This is a genomic window from Stenotrophomonas sp. Marseille-Q4652 (genome assembly GCF_916618915.1).
Taxonomy (GTDB): Bacteria; Pseudomonadota; Gammaproteobacteria; order Xanthomonadales; family Xanthomonadaceae; genus Stenotrophomonas.
Window position 1 is genome coordinate 2,861,378 of the sequence record NZ_CAKAKE010000001.1, and the last position, 13,861, is coordinate 2,875,238.

At 70.4% G+C, this 13,861-nt stretch carries 13 protein-coding genes and 1 pseudogene; 8 read left to right on the plus strand and 6 right to left on the minus strand.

From position 1 onward, the window contains the following. Positions 1 to 85: 85 nt before the first annotated feature. From LG380_RS13475 to LG380_RS13490, 4 genes and pseudogenes are all read left to right on the plus strand, one after another. On the plus strand, positions 86 to 2,800 hold the full coding sequence (locus tag LG380_RS13475; protein WP_225765767.1) for a bifunctional acetate--CoA ligase family protein/GNAT family N-acetyltransferase: 2,715 nt from the start codon (positions 86 to 88) through the stop codon (positions 2,798 to 2,800). 75 nt (positions 2,801 to 2,875) lie between these two features. After that, the gene (locus LG380_RS13480) at positions 2,876 to 3,574 is read left to right on the plus strand and encodes an alpha/beta fold hydrolase (RefSeq protein ID WP_225765769.1); all 699 of its coding nucleotides are present in this window, start codon (positions 2,876 to 2,878) and stop codon (positions 3,572 to 3,574) included. 339 nt (positions 3,575 to 3,913) lie between these two features. Then, positions 3,914 to 4,270 carry a LysR family transcriptional regulator gene (locus LG380_RS13485; protein WP_225765771.1) on the plus strand — a complete coding sequence of 119 codons (357 nt, stop codon included), beginning with the start codon at positions 3,914 to 3,916 and terminating at the stop codon, positions 4,268 to 4,270. A 54-nt stretch (positions 4,271 to 4,324) separates the two neighbouring features. Continuing rightward, positions 4,325 to 4,711, plus strand: a pseudogene (locus LG380_RS13490) (LysR substrate-binding domain-containing protein); the annotation flags it as partial. A gap of 96 nt (positions 4,712 to 4,807) precedes the next feature. Here LG380_RS13490 and dkgB read toward each other — a convergent pair. Then, positions 4,808 to 5,611 carry a 2,5-didehydrogluconate reductase DkgB gene (dkgB, locus tag LG380_RS13495; protein ID WP_225765773.1) on the minus strand — a complete coding sequence of 268 codons (804 nt, stop codon included), beginning with the start codon at positions 5,609 to 5,611 and terminating at the stop codon, positions 4,808 to 4,810. Positions 5,612 to 5,680: 69 nt separating this feature from the next. After that, positions 5,681 to 6,895 (minus strand): MFS transporter, encoded by a 1,215-nt coding sequence (locus LG380_RS13500; protein WP_225765775.1) that lies wholly within the window; start codon positions 6,893 to 6,895, stop codon positions 5,681 to 5,683. 125 nt (positions 6,896 to 7,020) lie between these two features. On the opposite strand from LG380_RS13500, the gene LG380_RS13505 reads away from it, so the two are divergent. After that, a complete protein-coding gene (locus LG380_RS13505; protein WP_225765776.1) occupies positions 7,021 to 7,923 on the plus strand; it encodes a LysR family transcriptional regulator in 903 nt (300 codons plus the stop codon). A gap of 6 nt (positions 7,924 to 7,929) precedes the next feature. Here LG380_RS13505 and LG380_RS13510 read toward each other — a convergent pair whose 3' ends face one another. After that, positions 7,930 to 8,229, minus strand: a complete 300-nt coding sequence (locus LG380_RS13510) for a hypothetical protein (RefSeq protein ID WP_225765778.1) — start codon at positions 8,227 to 8,229, stop codon at positions 7,930 to 7,932. Between the two features lie 82 nt (positions 8,230 to 8,311). Continuing rightward, a complete protein-coding gene (locus tag LG380_RS13515) occupies positions 8,312 to 9,265 on the minus strand; it encodes an aldo/keto reductase (protein ID WP_225765780.1) in 954 nt (317 codons plus the stop codon). Positions 9,266 to 9,440: 175 nt separating this feature from the next. On the opposite strand from LG380_RS13515, the gene LG380_RS13520 reads away from it, so the two are divergent. Together LG380_RS13520 and LG380_RS13525 are read left to right on the plus strand one after the other, a co-directional pair. Beyond that, positions 9,441 to 10,352, plus strand: a complete 912-nt coding sequence (locus LG380_RS13520; RefSeq protein WP_225765782.1) for a methyltransferase — start codon at positions 9,441 to 9,443, stop codon at positions 10,350 to 10,352. Positions 10,353 to 10,415: 63 nt separating this feature from the next. Next, positions 10,416 to 10,955 carry a pseudouridine synthase gene (locus tag LG380_RS13525; protein WP_225765784.1) on the plus strand — a complete coding sequence of 180 codons (540 nt, stop codon included), beginning with the start codon at positions 10,416 to 10,418 and terminating at the stop codon, positions 10,953 to 10,955. Between the two features lie 61 nt (positions 10,956 to 11,016). Here the strand turns inward: LG380_RS13525 and LG380_RS13530 are convergent, their stop codons facing one another. Further along, the gene (locus tag LG380_RS13530) at positions 11,017 to 11,391 is read right to left on the minus strand and encodes a hypothetical protein (protein ID WP_225765786.1); all 375 of its coding nucleotides are present in this window, start codon (positions 11,389 to 11,391) and stop codon (positions 11,017 to 11,019) included. 142 nt (positions 11,392 to 11,533) lie between these two features. Then, the gene (locus LG380_RS13535; protein WP_225765788.1) at positions 11,534 to 12,361 is read right to left on the minus strand and encodes a class III extradiol ring-cleavage dioxygenase; all 828 of its coding nucleotides are present in this window, start codon (positions 12,359 to 12,361) and stop codon (positions 11,534 to 11,536) included. Between the two features lie 225 nt (positions 12,362 to 12,586). Between LG380_RS13535 and LG380_RS13540 the strand changes: the two genes are divergently transcribed. After that, positions 12,587 to 13,834: a GGDEF domain-containing protein gene (locus LG380_RS13540; RefSeq protein WP_225766631.1), complete on the plus strand. Its 1,248-nt coding sequence runs from the start codon at positions 12,587 to 12,589 to the stop codon at positions 13,832 to 13,834. The last annotated feature ends 27 nt before the right edge of the window (positions 13,835 to 13,861 follow it).

A 13,861-nucleotide genomic window follows, 5' to 3' on the forward strand; every position in this document is an offset into this window, starting at 1 on the left:
CCCGGCACCACGCGGGGTGAGCTGGATCATCCAGCGCGCCCCGCACTGCATGTACCCTCGAGGCACTGCCATCCCGTAGCCGCGCATGAGTACCTATCACCTGCAGTCCGTCTTCCGTCCGCAGTCCATTGCCGTGATCGGCGGCAGCCCGCGCGAGCGATCGGCCGGACGCGCGGTCGTGCGCAACCTGCAGTCAGCCGGTTTCGCCGGCAAGCTGGGCTGGGTCAATCCGCGCTATGCGGAGATCGACGGCGTGCGCACCGTGCGCCGGCTCTCCGACCTGGCCTGGGTGCCGGAACTGGTGGTGGTGACCGCCCCGGCCACGATCGTGCCGCAGGTGATCGCCGGTGCCGCCGAACGCGGCGTGGCCGCGGCGATCATCCTTACCGCCGGGCTGGGCGAGGGCGCCGGTTCGCTCGCCGCGCAGGTGGAAACGGCGGCGCGCGCCAAGGGCATGCGCATCCTCGGCCCGCACTGCCTGGGCGTGATCGCCCCGCACGCGCGGCTCAATGCCTCGATCGCCGCGCACTGTCCGCAGGCCGGCGACCTGGCGCTGATCTCCGAGTCCAGCGCGATCGCCGCGGCACTGGTGGAGTGGGGCGTGGACCGCTCGGTCGGGTTCTCGGCGGTGGTGTCGCTGGGCGAAACCATCGACGTCGACTTCGGCGACCTGCTCGACTACTTCGCCACCGACTACCGCACCCGCGCGATCCTGCTCTATGTCGAGCACATCGGCGACGCCCGCAAGTTCATGTCCGCCGCCCGTGCCGCCGCGCGTGCCAAACCGGTCGTGGTGGTGAAGTCCGGGCGTGACCGCCGGCCCAATCCTGACGCGCAGACCCACGTGCAGGCGCTGGCCGCGTCCGATGCGGTGTACGGGGCCGCGTTCAACCGGGCGGGCCTGCTGCGCGTGGCGGCGCTGGACGAGCTGTTCACCGCCGCCGAGACCCTGGGCCGGCGCGGCACCTTCCCCGGCCGCCGCCTGGCGATCCTCAGCAATGGCGGCGGCGTCGGCCGGCTGGCGGTGGACGAGCTCGCCGCTGCCGGCGGCACCCTGGCCGAACTGTCGCCGGCCACCGTGCAGAAACTCGACACGGTGCTGCCGCAGGGCTGGTCGCGCGGCAATCCGGTGGACATCGTGGTCGATGCCGATGGCCCCCGTTACGCCGCCGCGGTCGAGGCGCTGCTGGCCGATCCAGAGAACGACGCGCTGCTGGTGGTCAACGTGCCGACCGCGTTCACCTCCTCGGTCGAGGCCGCGCAGGCACTGACCCGCACGCTCGGCCTGCGCCCGCACCATGACCGCGACAAGCCGGTGTTCGCGGTGTGGCTGGGCAACGACGAACGCGCGATTGCCACGCTCAACGCCGCGCACGTGCCGACCTACCGCACCGAGGCCGACGCGGTGCGCGGCTTCCTGCACCTGGTGCGTTACCGCGACGCGCAGGCCGCGCTGATGGAAACCCCGCCGAGCCTGCCGGCCGACGTGGTCGCCGACGCCGCCGGCGCGCGCGCCATCGTCGAGGCCGCGCTGGCCGCCGGCCAGGACTGGCTGGACCCGCTCGCCACCCATCGCCTGCTCGCCGCCTACGGCATTGCCTCGGCGCCGGTGCTGCACGCACGCGACGCCCGCGAGGCAATGGAGCTCGCCCAGCCGCTGCTCGAACGCGGCGCCACGGTGACGCTGAAGATCCTGTCGCCCGACATTCCGCACAAGTCCGACGTCGATGGCGTGCGCCTGAACCTGTCCACCCTGCAGCAGGTGCAGGAAGCGGCGACCTCGATCCTGTCACGCGCCCGCGAGCTGCGCCCGGGCGCGCGCATCGACGGCGTGCTGCTGCAGCCCACCGTGACCCGGCCCAAGGCCCGCGAGCTGATCGCCGGCATCGCCGATGACCCGACCTTCGGCCCGGTGATCGTGTTCGGCCGTGGCGGCACCGCGGTGGAGGTGATCAACGACAGGACCCTGGCCTTGCCGCCGCTGGACCTGCGCCTGGCCCACGAGGTGATCGGCCGCACCCGCGTCTCGCGCATCCTCAAGGCCTACCGCGACGTGCCGGCCGCCGACGAGCGCGCGGTGGCGCTGGTGCTGGTCAAGCTGGCGCAGCTGGCCGCCGACCTGCCGGAAGTGCGCGAGCTGGACATCAATCCGCTGCTGGCCGACCGCGATGGCGTGCTGGCACTGGATGCACGGGTGGCGATTGCCGAGCCTCGTCGCCTGCACAAGGGCCGCGGCCATCCGCGCTTTGCGATCTTCCCGTACCCGACCGAGTGGGAACGCCACATCGACCTGTCTGACGGCGGCAAGGCCTTCGTGCGCCCGGTGCGGCCGGAGGACGATGCGCTGTTCCGCGCGTTCTTCGCCCGCGTCACCGACGAGGACCTGCGCCTGCGCTTCTTCCAGTCGGTCAAGCATTTCAGCCACGAGTTCATCGCGCGCCTGACCCAGCTCGATTACGCGCGTTCGATCGCGCTGGTGGCGCTGGATCCGAAGAACGGCGAGATGCTCGGCGCAGTGCGCCTGCATGCCGACGCCGATTACGACCGTGGCGAGTACGGCATCCTGATCCGCTCCGACCTCAAGGGCCATGGCATCGGCTGGAAGCTGATGCAGATCATGATCGAGTACGCGGCGTGGCTGGGCCTGAAGACGGTGGAGGGCCAGGTGCTGCGCGAGAACAGCACGATGCTGGCGATGTGCCGCGGGCTGGGCTTCAAGGTCAAGCCTGATCCGGACGACCCGACGCTGATGGACGTGACCCTGCCGGTGCAGCCGACGGTCGGCGACGCACCGCGCTGAACGCCGCCAGCGTGTGGAAGGCGCTGCGGCCGCAGGCCGCAAACCCGAGCTGAACCCGTCGGGGGACAATGGGCCATGTCCGATCGCACTCCGCTGCTGCTGTTGCCCGGCCTGCTCAATGACGCCGAACTGTGGCGGGCGCAGATCGCCGACCTGTCCGACATTGCCGACTGTCGCGTCGGCGATCTCACCCATGGCCGCACCATGCCGGAGGTCGCCGCTGCGGTGCTGGCGCAGGCGCCGCCGCGGTTTGCGCTGGCCGGTTTCTCGCTCGGCGGCTTCGTCGCCCAGCAGATCCTGCGCATCGCACCGCAGCGGGTGCAGCGGATGGCCCTGCTCGGCACCTCGATCCATGCCGACTCGCCGGAGCGGGCGGCGCAGCGCCGCGCGCAACAGGCCAGCGTGCGCCTGCCCGGCAGCTTCCACGGCTTCGGCGAGCGGCTGGTGCACAGCTACATCGACGCCTCGCGGGTGGACGACCACGTGCTGGTGCAGCGCGTGCGCGACATGACCACGCGGCTGGGCGCGCAGGTGTTCCTGCAGCAGAGCGGGCTGGAACGCATCGACGGCCACGACGTGATCGCCGGCTATCGCGATCCGTTGTTGATCCTGAGCGGGGCCAACGATGCGATCACGCCGCCGGTAATCAGCCGGGGAATGCACGCCCTGGTCCCGCAGTCGACGCTGGTGCTGCTGCCCGGTTGCGGACACCTGGCGCCACTGGAGAAACCCGGCGAGGTCAGCGCGGCGCTGCGCGTCTGGCTGCTCCGCTGAGCCGCCACACAGCAGCCCAGACCACTGCAGGCGTGCGGACGTTCTGCCATGCGCGGTTGTGATTGTGGTTGTGGTCGTCGCGCGGGTGCACCCTGGGCACGCGTCGCGACGGCCCGGCGCAGCTCCGCCGGCTCGGTGGCGGTGACGGGCAGGTAGCCGTGCAGGAACATCATCTCGCGGCTGATGGCGCCCAGCTGGCGGCGGAAGTCGGCTTTCCAGTTCATGGAATGGCTCCTTCGGTGCGGGCGCGCGGCCCGGGTTGAATGGAGCACAAGCCAGGCGCATCCTCGCCCGCCCGGAAGCGATGTTTCCCCAAGCCAGACTTGAGGGATACTGAAAATGGCGCGCCTGCCGCTGGAACAGCTGGAAGCCTTTGTGTGCGCCGCGCGGCTGGGCAACCTGACCCGTGCCGCCGAGTCGATGAACCTCACCGTCAGCGCGCTCAGCCACCGCATGCGCCTGCTCGAGGAGCGCGTCGGCCAGGTGCTGCTGCGCCGCGGTCCACGCGGGGTGGTGCCGACCGTCGCCGGGCAGCGCCTGCTCGACGAGGTCGGGGAACCGCTGGACCGCATCGCCCAGGCGCTGCGCCGCTGCAGCGCGGTACCGGGCAATGCGGTGACCCTGAGCCTGACCCCGTCGCTGGCCAATGCGTGGCTGGTGCCGCGGTTGCCGCAGCTGGTGGCCGCGCATCCGTAGCTGGGGCTGAGCCTGCAGTCCAGCGTGGAGCTGGTGGACTTCGAGCGCGAGCCGGTGGACCTGGCGCTGCGCCTGGGCCGTGGCCGCTGGCCGGGCGTGCACGCCGAGTTCCTGTTCCACGAATGGATTTCGCCGGTGGCCAGCCCGGAGTTCCTCGCCCGCCATGGCAAGGTGCCACTGGCGCGACTGTCCGAATTGCCGCTGCTCGGCGACCCGGGCGGGCGCTGGCCGCAGTGGTTCGAACGCTTTGGCGGGCAGGCGCCGGCGAACTACGTCGCCCATCTCGACGACAGCGAGGCGCTGCACCAGGCCGCGGCCAGCGGCCTGGGCGTGGGCCTGGCGCGGCTGACCCTGGCCCAGCCGCTGATCGCCGCCGGCCGCCTGATGCGGTTGACCAAGCGCCGGCTCAAGCCGGATTTCGCCCTGTACCTGGTCTACCCCGAGCGCAGCCGCCAGCATCCGGCGGCGATGCAGCTGGCGCAGTGGCTGCGCGGGCAGGCCGCGACGATGGCCGACCGCCGACGCCCTGGTGTGGCGTCAGTCCCAGTCCGGGGCGATGCCGGCCGGGTTGGCCAGGCGCTGGCCACGGTCCAGCGTGGCGATCCGCGCCATGTCCTGCTCGTCCAGCGTGAGCCGCAGCGCCTCCAGGTTGCTGGCCAGGTTCTCGCGCCTGGTCGAGGACGGGATCACCGCAAAGCCCTGCTGCAGCGCCCAGGCCAGCGCCACCTGCGCCGGGGTCGCGCCATGGCGCTGGGCGATTTCCTGGATCACCGGCTCCTTGAGTACCTCGCCATAGGCCAGGCTCATGTAGGCGGTGACGTGGATGCCCTGCCCGCGCAGGAACTGCAGCAGCGCGCGGTTCTGCAGGTAGGGATGCACCTCGACCTGGTTGGTGGCGATGGCGTCGGCGCCGAGGATGTCGATCGCCTGGCGGGTCAGCGCGATGGTGAAGTTGGACATGCCGATCTGCCGGGCCAGGCCCTGCCGCTGCACTTCGGCCAGCGCGCCCAGGTATTCGGCCATCGGCACTTCGCCATTGGGCGAGGGCCAGTGGATCAGCGCCAGGTCGACGTGGTCGGTGCGCAGCTTGTCCAGGCTCTCGCGCAGGCTGGCCAGCAGCTCGTCGCGACGGAAGCGGCTGATCCAGACCTTGGTGGTGAGGAACAGCTCCTCGCGCGGCACGCCGGATTCGGCGATGGCCTGGCCGACCTCGGCCTCGTTGTCGTAGATCTGCGCCGTATCGACGGCGCGGTAGCCGACGTCCAGCGCGTTGCGCACCGAATCGATCACGGTCTGGCCCTTGAGGCGGAACGTGCCGAGGCCGAGGCGGGGAATGCTCATGGAAACTCCTTGCAGGGGTAAGGCTGCCACGGTACGCCGTGGCAGCCGGGGGAAACGTGGAAGTGGCGGTCAGTGCGCCGCGACGGCGATGCCGTCGGCGCGGTCGGCGATGCCGTCGCGACGGTCCAGGCGGCCGCTGAGCGCGGTCAGGCCCAGCGCGGCCAGCACCACCAGCGCGCCCAGCCACGGCGTGTGCATCAGGCCGATGTGCTCGACCACCAGCCCGCCGGCCGAGGCGCCCACGGCGATGCCGACGTTGAACGCGGCGATGTTCAGGCCCGAGGCGACGTCCGTACCGTGCGGGGCGAAGCGCTGCGCCTGCCGCACCACGTACAGCTGCAGGCCCGGCACGTTGCCGAAGGCCACCGCCCCCAGCGCCAGCACGGTCAGCAGCACCAGCCATGGATGGGCGGCGGTGACGGTGAACAGCGCCAGCACCAGCGCCAGTGCGGCGAAGATGCGCTTGAGCGCCGGTACCGGGCCGAGGCGGTCGGCCAGGCGGCCGCCCCACAGGTTGCCCAGCGCCACCGACACGCCATAGACCAGCAGCACCAGGCTCACCGTGTTGGCCGAGAAGCCGCTGACCTGCTGCAGGATCGGCGAGAGGTAGGTGAAGGCCAGGAAGGTGCCGCCGTAGCCGAGCGCGGTCATCGCATAGACCAGCAGCAGGCGCGGCTGTGCCAGCACCGCCAGCTGGTCGCGCAGGCGCGCCGGGGCGCTGCGCGGCAGTTCGGGTGGCACCAGCGCCGCGCTGCCGAGCAGGGCGATCACGCCCAGCGCGGCCACCGCCAGGAAGGTCGCGCGCCAGCCCAGGTGCTGGCCGATGAAGGTGCCCAGCGGGACGCCGACCACCAGCGCCACGGTGAGCCCGGTGAACATGGTGGCGATGGCGCCGGCGGCCTTCTCTCGCGGCACCAGCGAGGTGGCGATGATCGAGCCGATCGAGAAGAACACGCCGTGGGCCAGGCCGGTGAGCACCCGCGCCACCACCAGCGAGCCGTAGCCAGGCGCCAGCCAGGCGACCAGGTTGCCGGCGGTGAACAGCGCCATCAGCGCCAGCAGCAGCGCCTTGCGCGGCATGCGTCCGGTCAGCGCGGTCAGCACCGGCGCGCCGACCGCCACGCCCAGGGCGTACAGGGAAACCAGCAGGCCGGCCGAGGGCAGGCTGACCTGCAGGTCGGCGGCGATGGTCGGGATCAGTCCGACGATCACGAATTCGGTGGTGCCGATGGCGAACGCACCAAGCGTCAGCGCCAGCAGGGCGAAGGGAATGCCGCGGGTCATGGGAGCTTCCGGGGAAAGGGAACAGGCCGCACAGTCTGGACGCCTAACCCTTGCCGAAAAAGCCGGCTCCACTCCAATTACTTTTGATTGGGAGTCAATAATGTCGCTCTGAAGTGGAGTACGCCATGAAGACCACCCTCGACGAGATGCAGGCGTTCATTACGGTGATCGACGCCGCCTCGATCACCGCCGCGGCCGAACAGCTCGGGCAGACCCCCTCCGGGGTGAGCCGCGCGCTGGCGCGACTGGAGGAGAAGCTGGGCACGACACTGCTGACGCGCACGACCCGCCGCCTGCAGCTGTCCGACGAGGGCGAGGCCTTCCTGCGCCAGGCCCGCTCGATCATCGCCGCGGTGGAGGCGGCCGAGGAGCAGATCGCCGCGCGCCGTGAGCGTCCGTCCGGGCGGCTGCGGGTGGATGCGGCCATGCCGTTCATGCTGCACGTGATCGCGCCGCTGGTGGCCGGCTACCGCGCGCGCTATCCGGAGGTGGCGCTGGAGCTCAACAGCAGCGAGCGCTACATCGACCTGCTCGAGCGACGCACCGATGTGGCCATCCGCATCGGCCCGCTGGCCGATTCAACCCTGCATGCGCGTCCGCTGGGCCACAGCCGCCTGCGCGTGCTGGCCAGCCCGACTTACCTGCGCGAGCGCGGCACCCCGGCGAAGGTGGCAGCACTGGCCGATCACGTGCTGCTCGGCTTCAACGAGCCGGACTCGCTCAACCAGTGGCCGCTGCGCGGCGAGGACGGCGCCCTGCTGCACGTGCGCCCCGCGCTGGCGGTGTCCAGCGGCGAAACCCTGCGGCGGCTGGCGCTGGAGGGCGTGGGCATCGTCTGCCTGTCGGACTTCATGACCGGGCGCGACCGCGAGGCCGGCACCCTGGTCGAGGTACTGCCGCGGCAGACGGTGGAGCTGCGCCAGCCGATCCACGCCGTGTACTACCGCAACACGGCGGTGTCGGCGCGGATCAGTTCGTTCCTGGATTACCTGGCGCAGGCACTGGCCGATGCCCCATTCACGCGCTGAACCCGCTCAGTTTGGCCCCTGGCCCTGCTCGGCGTGGTGCCAGGCGTGGCGCACCAGCCAGCGTGCCTCGTCCCAGGACAGCGGCAGCGATTCCCGGTGCCGGCGGTAGCTGTCCTTCAGCACGTGGTAGAGCTGTTCCTCGTTGGCCCGGGGATGCGCCTGGTAGACGTCGTAGCCGATCACCAGCAGCCGTTCGTAGTGCTGGAAATCGTGCTCGCCGAGGCGGCCGCGCGCATGCACGGCGCGCCAGTAGGCGAGCTCGGCATCGCGGTTGATGTGGCGACGGGCAGCTGCTCTGGACTGCATGGGTAGGACTCCTCGCGGTCTCACCCCCTGTCTGCCGGATCCTAATCGCCGCCGGCGGCGGCGTCCAACTGGCGCGGCGGACTCATTCGGCGCTGGCCTGGTCGAGCTGGGCGATGTCGTTGCCGTCCAGTTCCAGCGTGGCCGCGGCCAGGATCTCGCGCAGTTGCTCGACGCTGGTGGCGCTGGCGATGGGCGCGGTGATGCCGGGCCGGGCGATCAGCCACGCCAGCGCGACCTGCGCCGGCGTGGCGCGATGGCGGGCGGCGATGTCGTCCAGCGCGGCGAGGATGCGGACGCCGCGTGCGTTCAGGTAACGCTGGACCACCGACGCACCGCGTGCACTGCTGCGTGATGCATCGTCGGCGCTGCGGTACTTGCCGGTGAGGAATCCGCTGGCCAGCGAGTAGTAACTGATCACGCCCAGTCCCTGTTCATGCACCAGCGGCTCAAGCTCGGCCTCATAGCCGGCGCGGTCATAGAGGTTGTATTCGGGCTGCAATGTCTCGTAGCGCGGCAGGTTGTACTGCGCCGATACCGCCAGCGCGTCACGCAGTCGCGGGGCGCTGTAGTTGGAGGCGCCGATGGCGCGCACCTTGCCCTGTTCGACCAGCCGTGCGAATGCGCCCAGGGTCTCCTCCAGCGGCACCGACTCATCGTCTTCATGGGCCTGGTACAGGTCGATGGTGTCCACGTGCAGCCGGCGCAGCGAGCCTTCGACGGCCTCGTTGATGTTGGCCGCCGACAGGCCCGGCTGTTCGCCCCACTTGGCGACCTTGGTGGCGATCACCACCCTGTCGCGCTTGCCGCTGCGCTGCAGCCAGCGGCCGATGATGGTTTCCGACTCGCCACCGCGATTGCCCGGCACCCAGGACGAGTAGACGTCGGCGGTATCGACCAGGTTGAAGCCGGCATCGACGAAGGCATCAAGCAGCGCGAAGGAAGTCTTCTCATCGGCGCTCCAGCCAAACACGTTGCCGCCGAACGCCAGCGGGGCCACCTGCAGGCCGGAGCGGCCCAGTTCGCGGGTTGCGGGCATGGAAGTCCTCCTTTGGTATGACAGGTCAGCATAGACGCCATAGCCCGGCGGTAGAACCGCTTCGCGGCAGCGGAAAAACAGCATTCCGCACGCGGCACGTGGCTAACGGAATTTGAACGCGGCGTTGCCGCGTGGCTGCGTGCTAGGCTCCCGGCACCTGACCGGAGACCCGTCCATGCGCCAATCGCTGATGTGTGCCTGCCTGCTCGCCCTGTTCCCGCTTGCCGCACAGGCCCAGTCCCATGATCACGCTGCCCATGACCATGCCAGCCACGATCACGCTGCCCATGACCATGCCAGCCACGATCACGCGGCCCACGGCCACGCCGGGCATGACGCCAGCCACGTCGCACTGCATAGCGCGGTCGATGGCAACTGGCGCAGCGAGGACGCGCGTGCGCGCGACCAGTACCGCCATCCGGCGCAGACCCTGGCCTTCTTTGGCGTCAAGCCCACGCACACGGTGGTGGAGATCACCCCGGGCGGCGGCTGGTATGCCGACATCCTCGCGCCCTACCTGCGCGAGAGCGGCAGCTACATCGCCGCGGTGGTCGATCCGATGTCCGTGGCGGAAGGCCGCGCCCGTGATTACCAGCAGCGTGCGCGCGATGGCCTGCAGAAGAAGTTCGACGCTGATGCCGCGCACTTCGACAGGGCGCAGATCGTGGGCTTCGACCCGGCCGCGCCGGTGTTCGGCAAGCCGGGTTCGGCCGATGTGGTGCTGACCTTCCGCAACGTGCACAACTGGCGTTCGGCCGGCCAGGCCGAGGGCTACTTCAAGGGCTTCTTCGACGTGCTCAAATCCGGCGGCGTGCTCGGTGTGGTCGAGCATCGCGCCACGGCCGACGTGCCGGCCGACGACAAGAGCGGCTATGTCGGCCAGCAGCAGGTGATCGCGATGGCCGAGGCGGCGGGCTTCAGGCTCGATGCCAGCAGCGAGGTCAACGCCAATCCGCGCGACACCAAGGACCACCCCAATGGCGTGTGGACGCTGCCGCCGTCGGGCAACCATGACAAGGCCGATGCGGAGAAGTACAAGGCCATCGGCGAAAGCGACCGCATGACGCTGCGCTTCGTCAAACCCTGATCGACTTCCGCATCACCCGGCGGCCGCGGCCTGTGTCGCGGCCGCTGCCGTTTCCAGGCCGCCATGCTCATTGCCTTCAACAAGCCCTTCAACGTGCTGTGCCAGTTCACCGACCGCAGCCAGCCGCCGCGCGCGACCCTGGCCGGTTTCGGCCTGCCACCGGGCGTGTATGCCGCCGGCCGGCTGGACTACGACAGCGAGGGCCTGCTGCTGCTCACCGATGATGGCGGGCTGGCCCATCGCCTGACCGATCCACGGCACAAGCAGCCCAAGACCTATTGGGTACAGGTCGAAGGTGACGCGGATGAATCAAAACTGCAGCAGTTGCGCGAGGGCGTGCTGCTCAATGACGGCCTGACCCTGCCGGCGCAGGTGGAGCGGCTGGACCCGGCCCCGGCACTGTGGCCGCGCGATCCGCCGGTGCGCTTCCGCAAGACCGTACCCGATGCGTGGCTGGCGATCACCATCAGCGAGGGCCGCAACCGCCAGGTGCGGCGCATGACCGCCGCGGTGGGCCTGCCGACGCTGCGCCTGGTGCGGGTGGCGATGGGGCCGCACCGGCTGGGCGAACTGCAGCCCGGGCAGTGGCAGCGCCTGCGCTGACAGCAGAACGGCGGCCCTGCGGCCGCCGTCTGCGTTCCACCTCATCCAGGCCGAAGCTCGATCAGGCGTCGCTGCCGATGTCGCTGGTCTCGTCCACGGTGGTCGAGGTCGAGCGGTTGGGCGAGACGCGCTGGGCCTGGCCGTTGAGCGGGTTCTGGTCGCGCTGGCGCTTGCGGTACAGCGCATAGCCGATCAGGCCGACGCCGATGGCCGCGGCGGCAACCGTCACCGCCGGGTTGCGGCGGGCAAACCGGGTGGCCACCTTGCCGCCGCTCTTGACTGCGCCCAGCGCGGCACCGGTCTTGATCCAGTCGGTGGCGTGCGGGCCCATGTGGCGCAGATTGCTGCCGGCATGGCGCAGGCTGTCGCCGGCGTTGCTGGCCAGGTCCATGGCGCGTTCCAGGGCGCGATCGGTGATGACGGTCAGTTTGTTCATTGGGCAAGGTCCTCGCCGTGGGGTCAGGACGCCAGTGTCCACGGTGCGCTGTATATGCGCCGTCAGTGCGGCACCGGCCCCCGTGGCTGGCCACTGCCCCGTTCACCCAGGCGCAAGGGAGGCCGGGTGCAGGCGCCGCGCCTCAGTCGAACCGGAACGCCGACAACGTGGTTTCCAGCACCTGCTCGGAGTAGATGCGCCGTCCACACCCGCCGGTGCCGGCACCGGCCGCCACCAGCAGCGGCAGCAGGTGTTCCTCGGCACGCGGTGGATGGCACAGCCGCGCGTGCGGGGCCTGGGTCCAGTCGCGCAGGCGGCGCTCGCGTTCGGCCGGTTCGCTTTCCACGGTGGCGGTGAGCCAGGCGTCGAACTCGGCGGCAATTGGGCCGAAGCGCGGATCGCCATAGCCGCGCATGTTGTGGAAGCTCATGCCGCTGCCGACCACCAGCACGCCCTCGTCGCGCAGACCGGCCAGGGCGCGGCCGGCCTCGATATGCGCGGCCGGGTCCATGTCCGCACGCAGCGAGAGCTGCACCACCGGGATGTCCGCGTCCGGGAACACCAGCTTCAACGGGATGAACACGCCGTGGTCATAGCCACGGTCCGGATCCACGCCCGCGGACTGGCCATGCCCGGCGAGCAGCCCGGCCAGGCGCTGGGCCAGCTGCGGGTCCCCGGGGGCCGGGTATTCAAGCTGGTAGGTATGTGCCGGAAAGCCGCGGTAGTCGTAGATCAGCGACGGTTGCGGGTGGCTGCCTGCGGTGAAGCAAGGGGCCAGCCAGTGGCCGGACACCAGCACGATCGCGCGTGGTCGCGCCGGCAACGTGGCGGCGATGCCGCGCAGGAACGCGGCCATGCCGTTCCAGGTGTCGGCCGGCTGCCAGTCCATGAAGAAGCACGGACCCGCGCCATGCGGCAGGAACAGGGTCGGCATGCGGGTGATGGAGTCGGCTTCGGCTGGCGTGCCCATCGCGTGGCACCTCGTGCAGTGGGGGCCACAGTATGGTCCGCCGCCCCGGCCGCGGAAACGACAGTGCCACACCGCACCGTTCCGCCATCGGGCCACTGCATCAAAGCGGCAACCACACCGGATCCGCTCAAGGCACCGGCATCGGAGCCGCTATTCACCTGATTGAAGATCCGGCCATGGCATCTGCACCGCCGGCCGCAAGTGGAAGCCCCTGTGTTGAAGTTCGTGTTGCGTCACCTGCCGCAGATCCTGTTCACCCTGCCCGCGCTCGCGGTGGGGCTGATGCTCGGCATGGGCCAGGTGCAGGAAAGCGTGGACGGCAGCGTCTACCGCCTGCTGCCGCTGACCCTGGTCGGCATGGGTAGTGGCCTGTGCCTGCTGTACGGCCGCGTGCGCCCGTTGCTGCTGCTGTGGATGGTGTACCTGGTGCTGCTGTTGCTGGAGGGGCCGGTGGCGTATTTCCAGCGCAGCGCCATGCTCGCGCCGCACACCCAGGTCATCTTCCACAGCGTGTGCCTGTGGCTGCCGCTGCTGTTCGCGCTGGTCGTGCTGTGGCCCGAGCGTGGCCATCCGCGTCGGGACATCGGTCTGCGCGTGCTGGTGATAGGCATGGCCCTGGCGCCCTTCGTGCTGCTGGCCGCGCGCAACCCCGAGGCGATGCAGCGCCTGATCTCCGATACCCGCTGGCCGGGCTTGGTCACCGGCTTCAGCGCGCTGGCGCAGGTGCCGGCCTGGCTGTTCGCGCTGGCCGTGGCCGCGCTGGGCATGCAGGTGCGCCGGCATCCGCGCCCGGTCGAGCTGGCGGCGCTGCTGTCGCTGGCCTGCCTGTACCTGATGCTGCCGCGGATCTTCATCCAGCCGCTGGTGCTGGTCAGCGTGTGCACCGCGGTGATGGTGCTGCTGATCAGCGCGGTTGTGCAGGAGTCCTTCGACCTGGCCTTCCGCGACGAGCTGACCGGGCTGCCGGGCCGACGCGCGCTCAACGAGAGCCTGAAGCGGCTGGGTCCGGAGTACACCATCGCCATGGTCGACGTGGACCACTTCAAGAAGTTCAACGACACCCACGGCCATGATGCCGGCGACGACGTGCTCAAGCTGGTGGGCAGCCGCCTGGCCCAGGTCGGCGGTGGAGGTCGCGCCTACCGTTACGGTGGCGAGGAGTTCTCGCTGCTGTTCGACGGCAGCGATGCACGCCGCGCGCAGCAGGCCATCGAACAGGTGCGCCATTCGGTGGCCGCGGCCAGCATGCAGCTGCGCAACCGCAGCGAACGCAGCCGTGATGACGAGGCCGGGCGCCAGCGCCGCGGGCAGGGCGGCAACGGCCCGATCGTGCAGGTCACGGTGAGCATCGGCGTGGCCGACCACCGCGCCGGTGATACCCCGCAGGCGGCGATCGAGGCCGCCGACAAGGCGCTGTACGCGGCCAAGGATGCCGGCCGCAACTGCGTGCGGCTGCATGGAAACGCAGTGTGACGTCGGCCATCGCCGGCAGCGCGATCG